The following is a 16599-nucleotide window of genomic DNA, read 5'->3' as shown; positions in this document are numbered from 1 at the left end:
GCAGCATGAACGCACTCGGTCGCACCACGGGGTCCGCCCCCACCGCCCGGCGGCGGTGGGGGTGCAGACGGTGTGTCAGAAGGAGGCGAGGACGGATCCCGCGTACTTGTCCTCGATGAACTTCTTCACCTCGGGCGAGGTGAGGAGCTTCGCGAGCTTCTTCACCCGGGGGTCGTCCTCGTTGCCCTTCTTCACGGCGAGGAGATTGCTGTTCGGGTTGCCCTTGGCGGTCTCCAGGACGAGGGCGTCCTTCGCCGGCTTCAGGTCCGCCTCGATCGCGTAGTTGCCGTTGACCACCGCGGCGTCGACATCGTCGAGGGAGCGCGGCGTCTGGGCCGCCTCCAGCTCCTTGAACTTCAGGTTCTTGGGGTTCTCGGTGATGTCCGAGGGGGTCGCCGAGGTGCCGACGCCGTCCTTGAGGGTGATGATCCCGTGGGCCGCGAGCAGTTGCAGGGCGCGGCCCTCGTTGACGGTGTCGTTCGGGACGGCGACGGTCGCGCCGCTCCTGAGGTCGCCGGCCTTTTCGGCCTTGTGGGAGTAGAGGCCCAGGGGCTCCAGGTGCACGTCGACGACGGACACGATGTGGGTGCCGTTCTTCTTGTTGAAGTCGTCGAGGTAGGGCTGGGTCTGGAAGAAGTTGGCGCCCACGGAGCCGTCCTCGGTCGCCGTGTTCGGCGTGACGTAGTCGGTGAACTCCTTGACCTCCAGGTCGAGGCCCGCCTTCTTCGCCAGGTGGTCCTTGACGTAGTCGAGGATCTCGGCGTGCGGGACGGGGCTCGCGGCGACGACGAGCGGGCCGCTCGTGCCGGAGGCGGCGTCCTTGTCCGAGCCGCAGGCGGTGAGGCCCAGGGTGAGGGCTCCGGCGGCGAGGACAGCGGTGGTGATCTTGGCGGTGTTACGCACGAAAAGTGCCTTTCCTTCAGGGGTGGTGCGCCCCCGGCCGGGTGCGCCGGGGGAGATTTCGGGGGTGCGGGCGCCTGGTGCCGGGCGGTCAGACCGTCCTGCCGGCGTCCGCCTTCGCGGCCTCGGCCGTCGCGGGGCCGCCGGGGCGGGGGCCTGTGCGGGCGGACTCGCCGGCCTTCAGGAACCGCAGCCTCGGTGCCGGGCCTGAGCGTCCGCCGCGCCGGTCCAGGGAGCGCGCCGCGTAGTCGCCGGCGAACTGGATGGCCGAGATGACCACGGCCAGGACGGCCACGATGATCCACATCAGCTCGGTCTCGAAGCGCTGGTAGCCGTACCGGACGGCGAGGTCTCCGAGCCCGCCGGCGCCGACGGTGCCGGCCATCGCGGAGTAGCCGATGAGGGCGACGACCGTCGTGGTCGCGGAGGAGATCAGCGAGGGCAGGGACTCGGGGACGAGGACCTTGCGCACGACGGTCCAGGTGTTGCCGCCCATCGACTGCACGGCCTCGACGAGCCCGCCGTCCACCTCGCGGACGGCCGTCTCGACGAGCCGCGCGAAGAACGGGATGGCCCCGATGGCCAGCGGCACGATCGCGGCCTCACGGCCGATGGTCGTCCCGGTGATCCAGCGCGTGAAGCTCATGAGCGCGACCATCAGGATGATGAAGGGCAGCGAGCGGGCGACGTTCACGATCTGCCCGATGACCTTGTTGGCGAGCACGTTCTGCAGGAGTCCGCCGCGGTCGGTGAGGACCAGCAGGACACCGAGCGGGAGGCCGCCGACGATCGCGATGAGGGTGGACCAGCCGACCATGTAGAAGGTGTTCCAGCCCTCCTCGGACAGCAGCGGCTGCATCTCCGACCAGGTCACTTGGCACCTTCCTTCACCAGTACGGGCGTCCGGGCGGGCTTCTCGACGAGCTCGAGCTGCAGCCCCCGCTCGCGCAGGAAGCCGATCGGGACGACGTTCTCCTCGTAGCGGCCGGGCAGTTCGATGCGCATCCGGCCGACCTGCTTGCCGGCGACCGTGTCCATCGCGGCGCCGAGGATGGAGATGTCGATGTTGTACGTGCGCGAGAGCTGGGAGATGACCGGCTGGGTCGCGGCGTCCCCGTGGAACGTGACGTCGATGACGGTCCGGTCGTCGGCGGAGGCGTCGCCGCTCACCGGGAAGAGGGCCGCCGCCAGTTCGGAGCCCGGAGTGCCCAGCAGTTCGCCGACGGTGCCGGACTCGACGATCCGCCCGTCGCGCATCAGGGCGGCCGAGTCGCAGACCGTCTTGACGACGTCCATCTCGTGCGTGATGAGCAGGACGGTCAGGCCGAGCCGGCGGTTGAGGTCGCGCAGCAGCCCGAGGATGGAGCGGGTGGTCTCCGGGTCGAGGGCGCTGGTCGCCTCGTCGGAGAGCAGCACCTTCGGGTCGCCCGCCAGGGCGCGGGCGATGCCGACCCGCTGCTTCTGGCCGCCGGAGAGCTGGGCCGGGTAGGACCTGGCCCTGTCGGCGAGTCCGACGAGGTCGAGCAGCTCCAGCGCCTTGCGGGAACGTTCCCTCCCCGAGACGCCGAGGATCTCCAGGGGCAGTTCGACGTTGTCCTGGACGGTGCGCGTGGACAGCAGGTTGAAGTGCTGGAAGACCATGCCGATCCGGCTGCGGGCCCGGCGCAGTTCCCGCCCGGCACGCGGTCCGCGTCCGGCCAGGGCGGTGAGGTCCGTCCCGGCGACGGTCACGGTGCCGGACGTGGGGCGCTCCAGGAGGTTGACGCAGCGGATGAGCGAGGACTTCCCGGCGCCGGACTGGCCGATGACGCCGTACACCTCGCCCTCGCGGACGTGCAGGTCGACGCCGTCGAGGGCGGTGACCTCACGGCCGCGCGAGCGGTAGACCTTGGTCAGGTCCGTGGTCGTGATCACTGGGGTTTCCGTTTCCGTCACTGTCGAGTGCGGGGCGTGGGTGTGCCCGGGCACGGGTGCATTCGGTCGGGAACGCGGCACGGTTCTCGCCGGGGCGTCGGCAGCCGGGAGGAAGGAAGAAACGTGTGCGCGGGGCGGGCCCGGTCACGTCCGGGGACGGACAGGGCGCGGCGGCTCGCTTCGGGGCGCGAGACTCGGGGTGGTGGTGCGGGGGCCCTCTAGAAGGCGCACATTCGACACATACAACGAGCACCGGGCGTCATGGTCGCCTCGGTCGCAGGGATGCGGTTGCTCGTCGTGGTCATGCGGGCAAGTAAAGCAGACACTTGACGGGAGTCGGCCACCGGTGTCCGCATAGCGGACTCCCGTGGACAGCCCAGGCCGCGCCGCTCGGCCGACCGCGCCCGGGCCGCTGACCAGCGGGTACGTGCCGGAGGCCGTACGGAGCGGGGCTCGGACGCGGCCTTCACCACCGCGGTGCTGTGGGCAAGGACACGACGACGCCGCCCGCAGGGCGCCGGGCCGCACCGGCCGAGGGCGGCGCCGCGGACGGCCCGCGGCGAGGACGGCGCGCGGGCAGCCCGGGGAGGGCGGCTGCCGGGGAAACCCCGGAGCCGGTCGGGCTCGGGGCGGCCCGGAGACGGTCGTGCCCGGTGGGGCGCGGAGGTGGCCGGGCCGGGGGCGTCCCGGAGGCGGGGCGGGCGGCCACGGGGGTGCGGGCGGGCGGGGCTCCGGCCGTAATAGGGTCGCGGCATGCTTGATGCCCTGACGGTCGCGACCGCCGTCGCCGCGCTGCTGCTCGCCGCCTGGTGCGGCTGGGCCGCCTACCGCGATCAGCCCACGAAGGACTGGCACTTCCTCGGCATGGCCGTCGTGTCACTGCTCGCGGCGGCCCAGCTCGTCGTCGGCGTCGTCCAGCTGGCGCGGGGCGAGAAGCCGGAACAGGGCACGACGATCTTCGTGGCCTATCTGCTGGGCGCCTTCGCGTGCGTCCCGGCCACGGGGTTCATGTCTCTGGCCGAACGCACGCGCTGGGGTTCGATCACGGTGGCGGCCGGCGGCGTCGTCCTCGCCGTCCTCGAGGTACGGCTCTATGACATCTGGGGAAGCTGAGATGACGGCCACGGAGGAGAACGGGACCGTGCCCGGCGGGCAGGACGCGCCGCACGACGGGCGGCACGGGTCTGCGCAGGACCCGCCGCGTACGCGGCTGATCCGCGGACCCGGCATGCTGCTGGTCTGGCTGTACGGGGTGATGGTGGTCGGCGCCGTCTCGCGCTCCGCCGTCCAGATCTCCACCGACTTCGGCAAGGCCCCGCTGGCCTACTCGCTCTCGGCCGTCGCCGGGATCGTCTACGGCTTCATCACGTACACGCTCGTACGCGGTGGTGAGCGGGCCCGGCGCGCGGCGCTGGTGTGCTGCGCCGCCGAGCTCGCGGGCGTGCTGATCGTCGGGACCTGGACGCTGGTGGAACCGTCGGCGTTCACGGATGCCACGGTGTGGTCGGACTACGGCATGGGCTATCTGTTCATCCCGGTGCTGCTGCCGCTGTCGGCGATGTACTGGCTGCGCAAGGCGGCGGCGCGCCCCGCCGCCCGATAGCGCCCGCCGGGGCGCTCGGCCCCTCCCGCCCCGAGGCGGCGGGACTGCGGGGGACAGAGGCGCGCACGCGGTGCGCGGTCGCGCCCCCTTCCGCCCCGTCCTACGCCGTCGCGGCGTACGAGCCCGCGGGGACGCGCTTCTCCAGGACGATCATCGGTACGCCGTCGTCGCCCTCGGAGGTGCCGACCGTCTCGTAGCCCACCCGCCGGTACAGGCGCAGGTTGCCCTCGCTGCGGTGGCCCGTGTGCAGCCGGAACGTCGTGGCGCCGTGCTCGCCGGCGAGGGCGTTCTCCGCGGCGTTGAGCAGGCGGGCCCCGATGCCGTGGCCCTGCAGCCGCGGGTGCACGCAGAGCCGGCCGATCGCGGCCGTCCCGTCGGCGTCGACCCTGCCGCGGACCGAGCCGACCACTTCCTCGCCGAGCCGCGCCACGAACACGCAGTCCGCTGCGACCTCCGCGCGGAGCGAGTCGAGGCTCTGCACGAGCGGGGCGATGCGGTAGTTGCCGTACAGCGCGGCCTCGCCCTGGAAACACAGGTACTGCAACCGGAAGATCTGCTCGGCGTCCCCCTCGGACGCCACAGAGATGGTCACACTCATGCCCATGTGTGCATGCCTCCCGCTCACCTGTTCAGCCGTTTCCCTGACTTCTATCCCCGCGGATCGGGAGCCGCAACCTCCGGCGTCAGCAACCGGCGCAGACATCCCAGGCATCTGGAGCGTTCCGGACCGAGGCTGCCCTGTGAGATACCCAACTCGCCCGCGATCTCCCGGTAGGTCGGGTCCGCCGGGGAGAGCAGCGCGGCGAGCAGGCCGGGGCAGCGGCCGGGGAGACGGCGGACCGCCGCGTGCACGGCGCGGCGACGGGCGTCGGTGAGGGCCTGCTGTTCGGGACCGGGGCAGCGCACGTCGGCCGGCTCGGCGGCGTACGGGCGCTCGTGGCGGGCCGTACGGCGGCTGCGGCGGACCTCGAAGCGCACGGCCCGGCGCAGCCACGCCTGCGGGTCGAGGGGCGGGCCGTCCCTCTCCAGCCGCTCCAGCAACCGGACCCAGACGGCCTGTTCCAGGTCGCCCGGCTCGCTCCCGCAGGCATGCGCCTCGGCCGAGGCCTCCGCGCTGAGCAGCGGACGCAGGGCGGCAACGAGGTCGTGGGTCATGTGCGCCGGGACGCGGCCGGCCCGGCACGTGGTTGCCGGACCGGCCGGTTGTCACCCGAACCGGGGTGAGGAGGCCGGGCTGTTGACCGCCCCGGGGCGCGGGCGCGTCAGCCCTTGTCCGCCAGGAAGTCCTGGCGGGCGAGCAGCGCGGTGTCCGCGTTGTCCGAGAAGACGCCGTCGATCCCGGTCTCGAAGTACGTCCGGAAGGCGCCGAAGACGTCGCCGTAGGCGTTCGGATCGGTGCCCTCGCGGAAGTTCGCGGGCAGGAAGGTGTTCTCGTTGCGCATCGTGTACGGGTGCAGGATCAGCCCCGCGGCGTGCGCGTCGTGGACGAGGGTGGTCGGCGAGGTGAGGTTGCCGTCCGCGTCCTTCGGGATGATCAGGTCGAGGGTGGGCCCGATGCCCTGCGCGTAGGAGGCGATCCACCGCAGGCCCTCGGGCGTGATGAGGTCGGCGACGGTGCGGGGGTCGCCCGTCTCGACGAAGTCGTAGGGACGGCTGCCCGCGGAGGAGAGCAGCACGGCGAGCGGGTTGCCGACGAGCTTGTTCATCCGCTGGATGCTGGTGGGCTCGAAGGACTGGATGATGACGGGTGAGTTCTTCTTGTCCTTGCCGTAGCGGCGCAGCAGCCGCGCCAGCCGTTCCTCCAGGCCGAGGCCCTGCTTGCGGAAGTAGGTGGGGTGCTTGAGCTCGGGGTAGATCCAGACCTGCCTGCCGCGCCTGCGGGTCTGCTCGTCGGCCCATTCGAGGACTTCCTCGAAGGTGGGGATCTCCCAGCGGCCGTCATACACGGTGTTGCGCTGGCGGTTCTTCGGGATCCGCTCCTTCGCGCGCAGCGTCTTCAGTTCGGCGAGGGTGAAGTCCTCGGTGAACCAGCCGGTGGTGGCGACGCCGTCGAGGCTCTTGGTCGTCCTGCGTCCGGCGAACTCGGGGTGCGAGGCGACGTCGGTCGTCCCGCCGATCTCCGGTTCGTGGCGGCAGACCAGGTGGCCGTCCTTGGTGGGTACCAGGTCGCCCGCCTCGACGACGTCCGCGCCCATGTCGAGGGCGAGCTGGTAGGAGCCGAGGGTGTGCTCCGGCCGGTAGCCGCTGGCCCCGCGGTGTCCGATGACGGTCGGTCTCGGCAGGCTCCGGTAGCCGCCTCCCCCGTGGTGTCCGTCCGCCCGCGCCGTGCCGGGCAGCCCCACGACCGCTCCGCCCGCTCCGAGCACCGCGGCCGTCAGCAGTGCCCGCCGCGCCGTTCCCCGGTCCTGCTCGTCCGACTCCTGCGTCCCCATGCGCTTCCTTCCGCCGTCGCTCCGCACCTGTCAAAACTGGACGATCGTAGGTGCCAGGAGGTGACGGAGGGGAGACCCCCGGCGGAACACGCGGGTGACACCGGATGCCGGACGGGGGCGGTGGGGTGACGGTGCGTCGGCTCGCGGGCGGGCCGCGGGACGCGAGGTCCGTCACACCGTCCGTCCGGCCCGGGGGCGCGTCGCGGGGCAGTCCCGCAGGTGAAGGGGTGTCCAGGACACGCGGCCGGCGGACGAACCCGATGTGCAATCATCCCGGGACCGCGAGTATCGTCCTCACCTGCACAGACTTATACCGAATCCCTTGACACCGGAGGGCCCGTTGTCCCGCTTCGCGCTCATCAAGGCAGTGCTCGGACCGATCATGCGCCTGATGTTCCGCCTACGGGCGGAGGGCGCCGAGCACATCCCGGGCGACGGTCCGGTCATCCTGGCCGGCAACCACCTCACGTTCATCGACTCGATGATCCTCCCGCTCGTCTGCGACCGGCAGGTCTTCTTCATCGGCAAGGACGAGTACGTCACCGGCAAGAGCCTCAAGGGCCGGCTGATGGCGTGGTTCTTCACCGGCGTCGGCATGATCCCGGTGGACCGCGACGGCGGGCGCGGCGGCGTGGCCGCGCTGATGACCGGACGCCGGGTGCTGGACGACGGCAACATCTTCGGCATCTACCCGGAGGGCACCCGCTCCCCCGACGGCCGCCTCTACCGGGGCCGCACCGGTATCGCCCGGCTGACGCTGATGACCGGCGCCCCGGTCGTCCCGTTCGCCATGATCGGCACCGACAAGCTCCAGCCGGGCGGCTCCGGCTTCCCGCGCCCCGGCCGGGTCACGGTCCGCTTCGGTGAGGCGATGGAGTTCTCCCGGTACGAGGGCATGGACCGCGACCGCTATGTGCTGCGCGCGGTGACCGACTCGGTGATGACCGAGGTCATGCGGCTCTCGGGCCAGGAGTACGTCGACATGTACGCCACCAAGGCGAAGGCCGCCTGACCGCACCCGGCACGCGGCGCCCGGTTCAGTGCCAGGGCAGCCGCGCGCGGGTCTGCCAGTACGCCCCCGGTTCCTCGGCGAGGGACGCGAGACGGGCGAGGTGCTCCTCGTCCAGGTCGACGACGGCGGCGTGCAGGTTCGAGGCGAGCTGGTTGCTGGTGGCGGCCCCGGAGAGGACGACGCCCGCCCACGGCCGGCGCAGGACGAGCGCGAGGGCCACCGCGTCGGCGCCCAGCCCCTCCTGCTCGGCGACCGCCCGCAGCGCGGCCGGGGCGTGGGGACCGGCGAGACGGCCGTTGGCCACGCCCTCCTTGACGATCACCGTGAGGCCCGCCTCGTGCGCCTCGGCGAGCGCCGGCTCCGCCGAGGTCTCCAGCGCGTTGTAGGTGGACTGGACCGTACGGAAGAGGGGCTCGCCGTCGACGGTGACCCGGAGCGCGGCGCGGATCGCGTCGGCCTGGCCGGGGCCGCTGGTGGAGAAGCCGATCGTGAGGCCCTGGGCCGCGGCCTCGGCGAGCCGGGCGTGCAGCTCCTTGTCGGTGAGCGCGGGGCTGTCCGGGGTCACCGAGTGGATCTGGTACAGGTCGAGCCGGTCGCCGAGCAGTGCGGCGGTCTCGGCGCGCTGCCGCTCGTACGTGGCCAGGCTGTGGTCCTTGACCTCGTGCGCCTCGGCGTCCGTACGCCATTCGGCGGTGTACGTGTAACCCCACTTGCTGCCGACGACGACGTCGTCGACGCCGGTGCGCGCCTTCAGCCAGTCGGCGAGGAACTCCTCGGAGCGCCCGTAGGAACGGGCCGCGTCGAAGTAGCGCACCCCCTGCGCGTAGGCCGCGTCGAGGAGTTCGTGGGTGCGCTCGCGCAGCGCCTCGACGCTGCGCTCGGCGGGCAGGTCGTCGTCGCGTCCGAGGTTGATGTACCCGGGGCGGCCCACCGCGGCCAGTCCCAGGCCGATGTGGGCGGTGGGAGTCGTCGCTGCGGCGAGGCGGGACAGGGGCATCGCGGGCTCCGTCGGGTCGGCTCCGTTACGGTTTCGACCAACGTAACCCGCGAGGCACCCGGCGGGCGGTGATTACCGCTTGGCGGTGGCCCAGGTGTGCTGGGCCGCCACGTCCTTCTTGATGTCGGCGAGCTGCACGGCGACGGCGGAGGGGGCCGTGCCGCCGCGGCCCGAACGGGACGCGAGGGCGCCGGGGACGTTCAGCACGCCGCGCACCTCGGGGGTCAGATGCGGGGAGATCTTCGCGAACTGCTCGTCGCTGAGCTCGTCCAGCTCGATCCCGTCGGCCTCGGCGGCCTTGACGCACTCCCCCGCGACCTCGTGCGCGACGCGGAAGGGCACGCTCTGCCTGACCAGCCACTCGGCGATGTCGGTGGCCAGCGAGAAGCCGGCCGGGGCCAGTTCCTCCATGCGCTCGCGGTGCACGGTCAGCGTCGCCATCATGCCGGTGAAGGCGGGGAGCAGGATCTCCAGCTGGTCGCAGGAGTCGAAGACCGGCTCCTTGTCCTCCTGGAGGTCGCGGTTGTAGGCGAGGGGCAGGGCCTTGAGGGTCGCCATCAGGCCGGTCAGGTTGCCGATCAGCCGGCCGGACTTGCCGCGCGCCAGCTCGGCGATGTCCGGGTTCTTCTTCTGCGGCATGATCGACGAGCCGGTGGAGAAGGCGTCGTGGAGGGTGACGAAGGAGAACTCCTTCGTGTTCCAGATGATGACCTCCTCCGCGATCCGGGAGAGGTTCACGCCGATCATCGCGGTGATGAAGGCGAACTCGGCGACGAAGTCCCGGGAGGCCGTCCCGTCGATGGAGTTGGCGGCGCTGCCGTGCTCGAAGCCGAGGTCCTTCGCGACCGCCTCCGGGTCCAGGCCGAGGGAGGAGCCGGCCAGGGCGCCCGAACCGTACGGGGAGACGGCGGTCCGTTCGTCCCACTGGCGCAGCCGCTCGGCGTCCCGGGACAGGGACTGCACGTGGGCGAGGACGTGGTGGGCGAAGAGGACCGGCTGGGCGTGCTGGAGGTGGGTGCGGCCGGGCATGGCGACGTCCGGGTGGGCCTCGGCCAGACCGATCAGCGCGTCCTGGAGGTCGGCGACGAGGCCGCCGATGATCCGGGCGTGGTCGCGCAGGTACATCCGGAAGAGCGTGGCCACCTGGTCGTTCCGCGACCGGCCGGCCCGCAGCTTGCCGCCGAGGTCGGCGCCGAGGCGCTCCAGGAGTCCGCGCTCCAGGGCGGTGTGGACGTCCTCGTCGGCGACGGTGCCGGTGAACTCGCCCGAGGCGACGTCCTGTTCGAGCCGGTCGAGCCCGGCGAGCATGCGGTCCAGCTCGTCGGCGCTCAGCAGGTCCGCCGCGTGCAGCACGCGCGCGTGGGCGCGTGATCCGGCGATGTCGTAGGGCGCGAGCCGCCAGTCGAAGTGGACGGACGCGGACAGCTTGGCCAGGGCCTCGGCGGGACCGTCGGCGAAACGGCCGCCCCAGAGCCGTACGTCACCGGTGTTGCTGCTCACTGCGGTTGCTCCTTGGAGAGAGGGTGAGGTGCGACGGGCAGGACGCTGATGCGCGGCCGCCTCCCGGCCGGGTACGACGGGGAGGCGGTGTGCACGCTCCTGGGTGCGCGGCGTCGGGTCGCGGCCGCCTGTTCCCGGCCGGGCCGCGACGCCGTGCCGTCGCGCCGGGTCCGCGTCGGGCTACGCCCGCAGTTGCCGCTGCGCGGCGATCTTCTGGGAGAGGCCGAAGATCTCGATGAAGCCCTGCGCCTTGGACTGGTCGAACGTGTCGCCCGAGTCGTAGGTGGCCAGGTTGAAGTCGTAGAGCGAGGTGTCGGACCTCCGGCCGGTGACGACGGCGCGGCCGCCGTGCAGGGTCATCCGGATGTCGCCGTTCACGTGCTGGTTGGCCTCGTCGATGAAGCCGTCCAGGGCGCGCTTGAGCGGGGAGAACCACAGGCCGTCGTAGACCAGCTCGCCCCAGCGCTGCTCGACCTGCCGCTTGTAGCGGGCGAGTTCGCGCTCGACGGTGACGCTCTCCAGCTCCTGGTGCGCGGTGATCAGCGCGATCGCGCCCGGCGCCTCGTACACCTCGCGGGACTTGATGCCGACGAGCCGGTCCTCGACCATGTCGATCCGGCCGATGCCCTGGGCCCCGGCGCGCTCGTTGAGCTGCTGGATCGCCTGGAGGACGGTGACGGGCCTGCCGTCGATGGCGACCGGGACGCCCTGCTCGAAGGTGATGACCACCTCGTCCGCCTCGCGGGGCTCGGCCGGGTTGGAGGTGTACTCGTAGATGTCCTCGATCGGCGCGTTCCAGATGTCCTCCAGGAAGCCCGTCTCGACGGCCCGCCCGAAGACGTTCTGGTCGATGGAGTACGGGGACTTCTTGGTGGTGGCGATCGGGAGCTGCTTGTCCTCGCAGAAGGCGATCGCCTTGTCCCGGGTCATCGCGTAGTCACGGACCGGGGCGATGCACTTGAGGCCGGGGGCGAGGGCGACGATACCGGCCTCGAAGCGGACCTGGTCGTTGCCCTTGCCGGTACAGCCGTGGGCGACCGTGGTGGCGCCGTGCTTCTGGGCGGCGGCGACGAGGTGCTTGACGATGGTCGGCCGGGAGAGGGCGGAGACCAGCGGGTAGCGGTCCATGTAAAGGGCGTTGGCCTTGATCGCCGGGAGGCAGTACTCGTCGGCGAACTCGTCCTTGGCGTCCGCGACCTCGGCCTCGACGGCACCGCAGGCGAGCGCGCGCTTGCGGATGACGTCCAGGTCCTCGCCGCCCTGGCCGACGTCCACGGCGACGGCGATGACCTCGGCGCCCGTCTCCTCGGCGATCCAGCCGATGGCGACGGAGGTGTCCAGGCCGCCCGAGTAGGCGAGTACGACGCGCTCGGTCACGGGATTCTCCTCACAGTGCATTCGCTGATATGCATGAGTATGCAGGAGGCTGCATGATTCGTCAATTCCGTCGTGTCACCCCTGCGGGCGAACCTGCGGAGGCGAGAGGGGACGGCCCCCTCGACCCCGCCCCGCACCCCCGCGCCCCCACACCCGGCGCCCGGCACCTGACACCCGGCACTTACCGGAATGAGCCGATTCCCTTAGACAGCCGAAAGATTTCCCAGCATAATCGTTAGACATGGGAAAGACTTATGAGCGCATAGACGGCCGCCTGCGTACGTTCATCGAGGCGCAGCCCCTCTTCTTCACGGCGACCGCGCCCCTGTCCGGGGACGGCACGGTCAACCTCTCCCCCAAAGGGCTCACCGGATCCTTCGCGGTGATCGACGAGCTGACCGTGGCCTACCTGGACTTCGCGGGGAGCAACGCAGAGACCATCGCCCACCTGCGCGAGAACGGCAGGATCACCCTGATGTGGTGCGCCTTTCAGGGCCCGCCGAACATCGTGCGGGTGCACGGCCGCGGTGAGCCCGTCTTCCGTGGCGACCCGCGTTTCACCGGGCTGCTGGACCACTTCCCGGACATCGACACCTCCCGGCACGGCCTGCGCGCGATCGTCGTCGTGCGGGCCGACCTCGTCCGCGACACCTGCGGCTACGCGGTGCCCTTCATGTCCTACGACGAGGACCGCGACCTGCACGCCAAGCGCTTCGCGCGCGAGGACGACGCCTCGCTCAGCGCGTACTTCACCAAGAAGGAGCACGTGGCGACGAGCATGGACGGACTTCCCGGGCTGCCGTTGCCGCTGCCGCCCCATACCGTCTGAGCCATGCCCCCCGGTGCCGTCGCCGCCCTCGCGTCCGCCTCCCTCCTCACGCTCGCCGCCGTGCCCGGCGGCGGGCCGCCGCTGCCCGCGCGGATGGCGGACACCGGCGGCGGCACCCAGCTGATCGTCGCCCGCGCCGCGAGCACCTCGTCCACGACCGGGACGCTCACCTGGTGGGACCGCAGGCGCGGCACCTGGGTCCGGGCCGGGTCGGCGCCCGCGCGCTTCGGCTCCGCCGGGCTCACCGAGGGCGGCACGCGCCGGCAGGGCACGAACACCACGCCCACCGGGCTGTACGGCCTCCCGTTCGCGTTCGGCCTCCGGCGGGCACCCGGGGGCACGGACGTCCCCTACCGCCGGGTGCGCCAGGACTCCTGGTGGTGCCAGGACAACCGCTCCCGCTCCTACAACCGCTGGACCGAGCCCCGCCCCGCCGACTGCCGCGCCGCCGAGGCGGAGCACCTCGCGTCGTACGCCACCCCGTACGCGTACGCCCTCGTCATCGGCTTCAACTACGACCGGCCGGTGCGCGGCCGCGGCGCCGGCGTCTTCCTGCACGTGAACGGGCGCGGAGCGACGGCCGGCTGCGTGTCGGTGCCGCGCGACACGATGCGGCGCCTGCTGGCCTGGGCGGATCCCCGGCGCTCCCCGCACATCGCGATCGGCACGGCGTCGGGCGGGACCGCCGTCACCCGGTACTGAACCGGGCCTTCACCACGGCGGGGGCGGGGAGTTGAACGCACCGCCGTCCCGGGACGTATCTGTGGGCCGAGGAGCCACACAAGCTGGTCCCGTCCCCACGGAGGAACCGTGACCACGACGATCGCCGGCGGTCGCGCCGCGCGTCGCCAGACCATGCGCCGCATCCGTCCACGCCGCTCCCCGGCGGTCCCCCTGCTGCTCGCCGTCTGGGCGGGCGCGGCCGGGGTGCTCTGGCTGTGGTGGAGCACCACCCCCGCCATCGCGGACACCGACGGCCGGATCCTGGGCGCGGGCCGGATCACCGGCCTGCTGGCGGGCTATCTGATGGCGCTCGTGGTGCTCCAGATGGCCCGGGTGCCCGCCCTGGAACGCCGGGTGGGCTCCGACCGGGTCGCGCGCTGGCACGCGATGAGCGGGCGCTACACGCTCTGCCTCGTCCTCGCGCACCTGGTGCTGACGATGTACGGCTACGCGCTGCGGGCCGGTCTCGGGCTCGGCGGCCTCGTCGACCAGACCGTCGACTCCGTGCGGCAGCTGCCGGACATGGGCAAGGCGGCGATCGGCACCGGGCTGCTGCTCCTCATCGGCCTGCTCTCGATCGGCCCGGTGCGGCGCCGGATCCCGTACGACCTCTGGTACCACGTGCACCTGCTCACGTACGCGTCCGTGTTCCTGACGTTCTGGCACCAGCTGTCCACCGGCAACGAGTTCGCCGCGCAGCCGGCCGCGAAGACCGCCTGGTACGGGCTGTACGGGACGGTGACCGCGCTGCTGCTCTGGTACCGGGTGCTCGTGCCGGTCCGGCTGAACCTGCGGCACCGGATGCGCGTCGAGGCGGTGATCGAGGAGACACCGGGCATCGTCTCGGTGCTGATCAGCGGCCGGAAGCTGCACCGGATGGGCGCCGAGGCCGGGCAGTTCTTCCGCTGGCGCTTCCTCGCCCCGGGGATGCGGCTCAGCTCGCACCCGTACTCGCTGTCGGCGGCCCCCCGGCCGACCATGCTGCGCATCACCGTGAAGGCAATCGGCGACCACAGCGCGGCGCTGCGCGACCTGGAACCGGGCACCCGCGTGTGGGCCGAGGGCCCGTACGGCGCGCTGACCGCGTCCCGCCGCAGCCGCGGCAAGGTGCTGCTGGTCGCGGGCGGCGTCGGCATCACCCCGATGCGGGCGCTGTTCGAGACGCTGCCCGGGGCCTCCGGCGACCTGACCCTGCTGTACCGCGCCAACAGCACCCAGGATCTGGCCCTGTGGGACGAGCTGCAGACCATCGCGGAGGAACGCGGGGCCCGGCTGATGTACGCGGTGAACAGCCCCGACGGCGAGCGCCCGGACATCTCGCCGGAGACCCTGGCCCGCAAACTGCCGGACATCGACCGGCACGACGTCTTCATGTGCGGGCCGCCCGGCTTCGCCCAGCAGGTGTACGAGGCACTGCGCGGCGCCGGGGTCCCCGCCCGCCGCATCCACCACGAGTCGTTCGAGATGTGAGCGGCGGGAGCCAGGAGCGATGAAGAAGAGCCACCCCCTTCGGCGTGCCGTCCTCGCGACCGCCGCCACCGTGTCCGGGATCGTCCTGCTGCTGTCGCTGAAACCCGCCTCCGACCCGGCGGAGGCGGCGGCACGGGCCGGCGCGGAGCCCGGGCCCGGCGCCGTGGGCCAGGAGTCGCCCCAAGGAGGCGGCCCCCAGCGGTCCTCCGCGGCCCGTGCGGTCACCGGCGACGTCGTGAAGACCCAGTACGGCCCCGTGCAGGTCCGCCTCACCCTGGCGGGCGGCAGGGTCACCGGGGCGGAGGCCGTGCAGGCGCCCAGCGGCGGGCACAGCACCGAGGTGACCGACAGCGCCGTACCGGTCCTCAACCGGGAGGCCGTCGCGGCGGGCAGCGCCGACATCGACGCCGTCTCGGGAGCCACCTACACCAGTGGCGGATACAAGAAGTCCCTGCAGTCGGCGCTGGACCGGGCCGGTGGCTGAGGCCGCGCGGGCGCCGTTCGCGCTGCGGCACGCCGAGGAGGTCATGGGCACGGTCTTCTCCTTCGACGTGCGCGGCGGAGAGCCCGGCGCCGTGCGGGCGGCGCTGGACGAGGCGGTCGGGCGGCTGCACCGGGCCGACGAGGTGTTCAGCACCTACCGCGACGACAGCCAGGTCTCCCGGCTGGCCCGCGGCGACCTGGCCCTGGACGCGTGCGACCCCGAGGTCGCCGAGGTGCTGGAGCTGTGCGCGGAGGCGGAGCGGCTGAGCGAGGGCTGGTTCAGCACGACGTACGAGGGACGGCTCGATCCGACGGGGCTGGTGAAGGGCTGGGCGGCCGAACGCGCGGCCCGGCATCTCGTCGCCGCCGGGGCGGAGGGGGTCAGCGTCAACGGCGGTGGCGACGTCCAGTTGTGCGGGGTGCCGGGGCCGCACCGTCCGTGGCGGGTCGGCGTGAGCGATCCGGCGCGTCCCGGCGCGCTGGCGGCGGTGGTCTCCGCGGCCGGCGTCGACGAGCTCGCGGTGGCCACCTCGGGGACCGCGGAGCGGGGCGCGCACATCGTCGATCCCCGCACCGGCAGGCCGGCGGTCACCGACCTGGTCGCCGTGACCGTGGTGGGGCCCCGGCTGACCTGGGCCGACGCCTGGGCGACGGCCGCGTTCGCGATGGGCTCCCGGTCGGCGCTCGGATGGCTGGAGGAGCTGCCCGACGCGGAGGCGCTGCTGATCACGGCGGGCGACGAGGTCCGGTGCACCGGAGGTCTCGCCGCCCGTCTGGGCTGAGCCGCCGTACGGCCGCGGCCCGGTCCCGTCCTGCTCAGTGGTCGTTCTGTGCCAGCCGCAGCATGTGGTCGGCGAGCGCCTGGCCGCCGGCCGGGTCGCGGCTGATCAGCATCAGCGTGTCGTCACCGGCGATGGTGCCGAGGACGTCGTGCAGTTCGGCCTGGTCGATGGCCGAGGCGAGGAACTGCGCGGCGCCCGGCGGGGTGCGCAGGACCACGAGGTTCGCGGACGCCTCCGCGGAGATCAGCAGCTCCGCGGAGAGCCGCCGCATCCGCTCCTCCTTCGCCGACTCGCCCAGCGGTGCGCGCGGGGTGCGGAAGCCGCCCTCGCTCGGTACCGCGTAGATGAGGTCGCCGTCGTTGTTGCGGATCTTCACCGCGTTCAGCTCGTCCAGGTCCCGGGAGAGCGTCGCCTGGGTGACGGTCAGCCCGTCGTCGGCGAGAAGCTTCGCCAACTGGCTCTGGGAGCGCACCGGTTGCCGGTTGAGGATGTCCACGATCCGGCGGTGGCGTGCGGTGCGGGTCTGCGGTACCGCGGGTCCCGCGTGGTCGTGCTCCTGCGCCTGGCTCATCGTCGT

General features: G+C 72.4%; 18 protein-coding genes. 8 read left to right on the top strand and 10 right to left on the bottom strand.

What is annotated here, in order from left to right; genetic code table 11:
• Nucleotides 1–75: 75 nt before the first annotated feature.
• The 3 genes from ACFY93_RS03935 to ACFY93_RS03925 all read right to left on the bottom strand — a co-directional run bounded on the left by ACFY93_RS03935 (nucleotide 76) and on the right by ACFY93_RS03925 (nucleotide 2814).
• The gene (locus tag ACFY93_RS03935) at nucleotides 76–903 is read right to left on the bottom strand and encodes a MetQ/NlpA family ABC transporter substrate-binding protein (RefSeq protein WP_391353321.1); all 828 of its coding nucleotides are present in this window, start codon (nucleotides 901–903) and stop codon (nucleotides 76–78) included.
• 88 nt (nucleotides 904–991) lie between these two features.
• Nucleotides 992–1774 carry an ABC transporter permease subunit gene (locus tag ACFY93_RS03930; protein WP_391353319.1) on the bottom strand — a complete coding sequence of 261 codons (783 nt, stop codon included), beginning with the start codon at nucleotides 1772–1774 and terminating at the stop codon, nucleotides 992–994.
• Complete coding sequence (locus tag ACFY93_RS03925; RefSeq protein WP_391353317.1) at nucleotides 1771–2814, bottom strand: ATP-binding cassette domain-containing protein; 1044 nt, start codon at nucleotides 2812–2814, stop codon at nucleotides 1771–1773. The genes ACFY93_RS03930 and ACFY93_RS03925 overlap by 4 nt, the downstream gene beginning before the upstream one ends.
• A gap of 753 nt (nucleotides 2815–3567) precedes the next feature.
• Between ACFY93_RS03925 and ACFY93_RS03920 the strand changes: the two genes are divergently transcribed.
• Nucleotides 3568–3927, top strand: coding sequence for a hypothetical protein (locus tag ACFY93_RS03920; RefSeq protein ID WP_391353315.1), 360 nt, complete (start codon nucleotides 3568–3570; stop codon nucleotides 3925–3927).
• Between the two features lies 1 nt (nucleotide 3928).
• On the top strand, nucleotides 3929–4417 hold the full coding sequence (locus ACFY93_RS03915) for a hypothetical protein (protein ID WP_391353313.1): 489 nt from the start codon (nucleotides 3929–3931) through the stop codon (nucleotides 4415–4417).
• Nucleotides 4418–4517: 100 nt separating this feature from the next.
• Here the strand turns inward: ACFY93_RS03915 and ACFY93_RS03910 are convergent, their stop codons facing one another.
• The 3 genes from ACFY93_RS03910 to ACFY93_RS03900 all read right to left on the bottom strand — a co-directional run bounded on the left by ACFY93_RS03910 (nucleotide 4518) and on the right by ACFY93_RS03900 (nucleotide 6849).
• Complete coding sequence (locus ACFY93_RS03910; protein ID WP_391353312.1) at nucleotides 4518–5021, bottom strand: GNAT family N-acetyltransferase; 504 nt, start codon at nucleotides 5019–5021, stop codon at nucleotides 4518–4520.
• A gap of 44 nt (nucleotides 5022–5065) precedes the next feature.
• Nucleotides 5066–5572, bottom strand: coding sequence for a sigma-70 family RNA polymerase sigma factor (locus ACFY93_RS03905; protein ID WP_391353310.1), 507 nt, complete (start codon nucleotides 5570–5572; stop codon nucleotides 5066–5068).
• 107 nt (nucleotides 5573–5679) lie between these two features.
• A complete protein-coding gene (locus ACFY93_RS03900; RefSeq protein WP_391353309.1) occupies nucleotides 5680–6849 on the bottom strand; it encodes a glycerophosphodiester phosphodiesterase family protein in 1170 nt (389 codons plus the stop codon).
• Nucleotides 6850–7189: 340 nt separating this feature from the next.
• On the opposite strand from ACFY93_RS03900, the gene ACFY93_RS03895 reads away from it, so the two are divergent.
• Nucleotides 7190–7861: a 1-acyl-sn-glycerol-3-phosphate acyltransferase gene (locus ACFY93_RS03895; RefSeq protein ID WP_391353593.1), complete on the top strand. Its 672-nt coding sequence runs from the start codon at nucleotides 7190–7192 to the stop codon at nucleotides 7859–7861.
• Between the two features lie 25 nt (nucleotides 7862–7886).
• Here ACFY93_RS03895 and ACFY93_RS03890 read toward each other — a convergent pair whose 3' ends face one another.
• From ACFY93_RS03890 to ACFY93_RS03880, 3 genes are all read right to left on the bottom strand, one after another.
• A complete protein-coding gene (locus tag ACFY93_RS03890) occupies nucleotides 7887–8858 on the bottom strand; it encodes an aldo/keto reductase (protein ID WP_391353308.1) in 972 nt (323 codons plus the stop codon).
• A 72-nt stretch (nucleotides 8859–8930) separates the two neighbouring features.
• Nucleotides 8931–10358, bottom strand: a complete 1428-nt coding sequence (gene argH, locus ACFY93_RS03885) for an argininosuccinate lyase (RefSeq protein WP_391353306.1) — start codon at nucleotides 10356–10358, stop codon at nucleotides 8931–8933.
• Between the two features lie 180 nt (nucleotides 10359–10538).
• Nucleotides 10539–11735, bottom strand: coding sequence for an argininosuccinate synthase (locus ACFY93_RS03880; protein ID WP_391353304.1), 1197 nt, complete (start codon nucleotides 11733–11735; stop codon nucleotides 10539–10541).
• Nucleotides 11736–11976: 241 nt separating this feature from the next.
• Between ACFY93_RS03880 and ACFY93_RS03875 the strand changes: the two genes are divergently transcribed.
• From ACFY93_RS03875 to ACFY93_RS03855, 5 genes are all read left to right on the top strand, one after another.
• A complete protein-coding gene (locus tag ACFY93_RS03875) occupies nucleotides 11977–12564 on the top strand; it encodes a pyridoxamine 5'-phosphate oxidase family protein (RefSeq protein WP_391353302.1) in 588 nt (195 codons plus the stop codon).
• A 3-nt stretch (nucleotides 12565–12567) separates the two neighbouring features.
• Nucleotides 12568–13266 (top strand): L,D-transpeptidase family protein, encoded by a 699-nt coding sequence (locus tag ACFY93_RS03870; RefSeq protein ID WP_391353301.1) that lies wholly within the window; start codon nucleotides 12568–12570, stop codon nucleotides 13264–13266.
• Nucleotides 13267–13374: 108 nt separating this feature from the next.
• Nucleotides 13375–14757, top strand: a complete 1383-nt coding sequence (locus ACFY93_RS03865) for a ferric reductase-like transmembrane domain-containing protein (protein WP_391353299.1) — start codon at nucleotides 13375–13377, stop codon at nucleotides 14755–14757.
• A 19-nt stretch (nucleotides 14758–14776) separates the two neighbouring features.
• On the top strand, nucleotides 14777–15241 hold the full coding sequence (locus ACFY93_RS03860) for an FMN-binding protein (RefSeq protein WP_391353297.1): 465 nt from the start codon (nucleotides 14777–14779) through the stop codon (nucleotides 15239–15241).
• Between the two features lie 43 nt (nucleotides 15242–15284).
• Nucleotides 15285–16022, top strand: a complete 738-nt coding sequence (locus ACFY93_RS03855) for an FAD:protein FMN transferase (RefSeq protein WP_391353592.1) — start codon at nucleotides 15285–15287, stop codon at nucleotides 16020–16022.
• A gap of 34 nt (nucleotides 16023–16056) precedes the next feature.
• Here the strand turns inward: ACFY93_RS03855 and ACFY93_RS03850 are convergent, their stop codons facing one another.
• Complete coding sequence (locus tag ACFY93_RS03850; protein WP_391353295.1) at nucleotides 16057–16593, bottom strand: arginine repressor; 537 nt, start codon at nucleotides 16591–16593, stop codon at nucleotides 16057–16059.
• Between the last annotated feature and the right edge of the window lie 6 nt (nucleotides 16594–16599).

The sequence above is a fragment of the Streptomyces sp. NPDC008313 genome, from assembly GCF_042956125.1.
GTDB lineage: Bacteria > Actinomycetota > Actinomycetes > Streptomycetales > Streptomycetaceae > Streptomyces.
The sequence above is the reverse complement of the archived record's forward strand: the minus strand, read 5'-3'. Positions and strand labels throughout refer to the sequence as shown.

Coding starts and splice junctions, on each gene's coding strand:
- ACFY93_RS03920 (WP_391353315.1), top strand. CDS start 3,568: ATGCTTGATGCCCTGACGGTCGCGACCGCCGTCGCCGCGCTGCTGCTC.
- ACFY93_RS03915 (WP_391353313.1), top strand. CDS start 3,929: ATGACGGCCACGGAGGAGAACGGGACCGTGCCCGGCGGGCAGGACGCG.
- ACFY93_RS03910 (WP_391353312.1), bottom strand. CDS start 5,021: ATGGGCATGAGTGTGACCATCTCTGTGGCGTCCGAGGGGGACGCCGAG.
- ACFY93_RS03905 (WP_391353310.1), bottom strand. CDS start 5,572: ATGACCCACGACCTCGTTGCCGCCCTGCGTCCGCTGCTCAGCGCGGAG.
- ACFY93_RS03900 (WP_391353309.1), bottom strand. CDS start 6,849: ATGGGGACGCAGGAGTCGGACGAGCAGGACCGGGGAACGGCGCGGCGG.
- ACFY93_RS03890 (WP_391353308.1), bottom strand. CDS start 8,858: ATGCCCCTGTCCCGCCTCGCCGCAGCGACGACTCCCACCGCCCACATC.
- ACFY93_RS03875 (WP_391353302.1), top strand. CDS start 11,977: ATGGGAAAGACTTATGAGCGCATAGACGGCCGCCTGCGTACGTTCATC.
- ACFY93_RS03870 (WP_391353301.1), top strand. CDS start 12,568: ATGCCCCCCGGTGCCGTCGCCGCCCTCGCGTCCGCCTCCCTCCTCACG.
- ACFY93_RS03860 (WP_391353297.1), top strand. CDS start 14,777: ATGAAGAAGAGCCACCCCCTTCGGCGTGCCGTCCTCGCGACCGCCGCC.
- ACFY93_RS03855 (WP_391353592.1), top strand. CDS start 15,285: ATGGGCACGGTCTTCTCCTTCGACGTGCGCGGCGGAGAGCCCGGCGCC.
- ACFY93_RS03850 (WP_391353295.1), bottom strand. CDS start 16,593: ATGAGCCAGGCGCAGGAGCACGACCACGCGGGACCCGCGGTACCGCAG.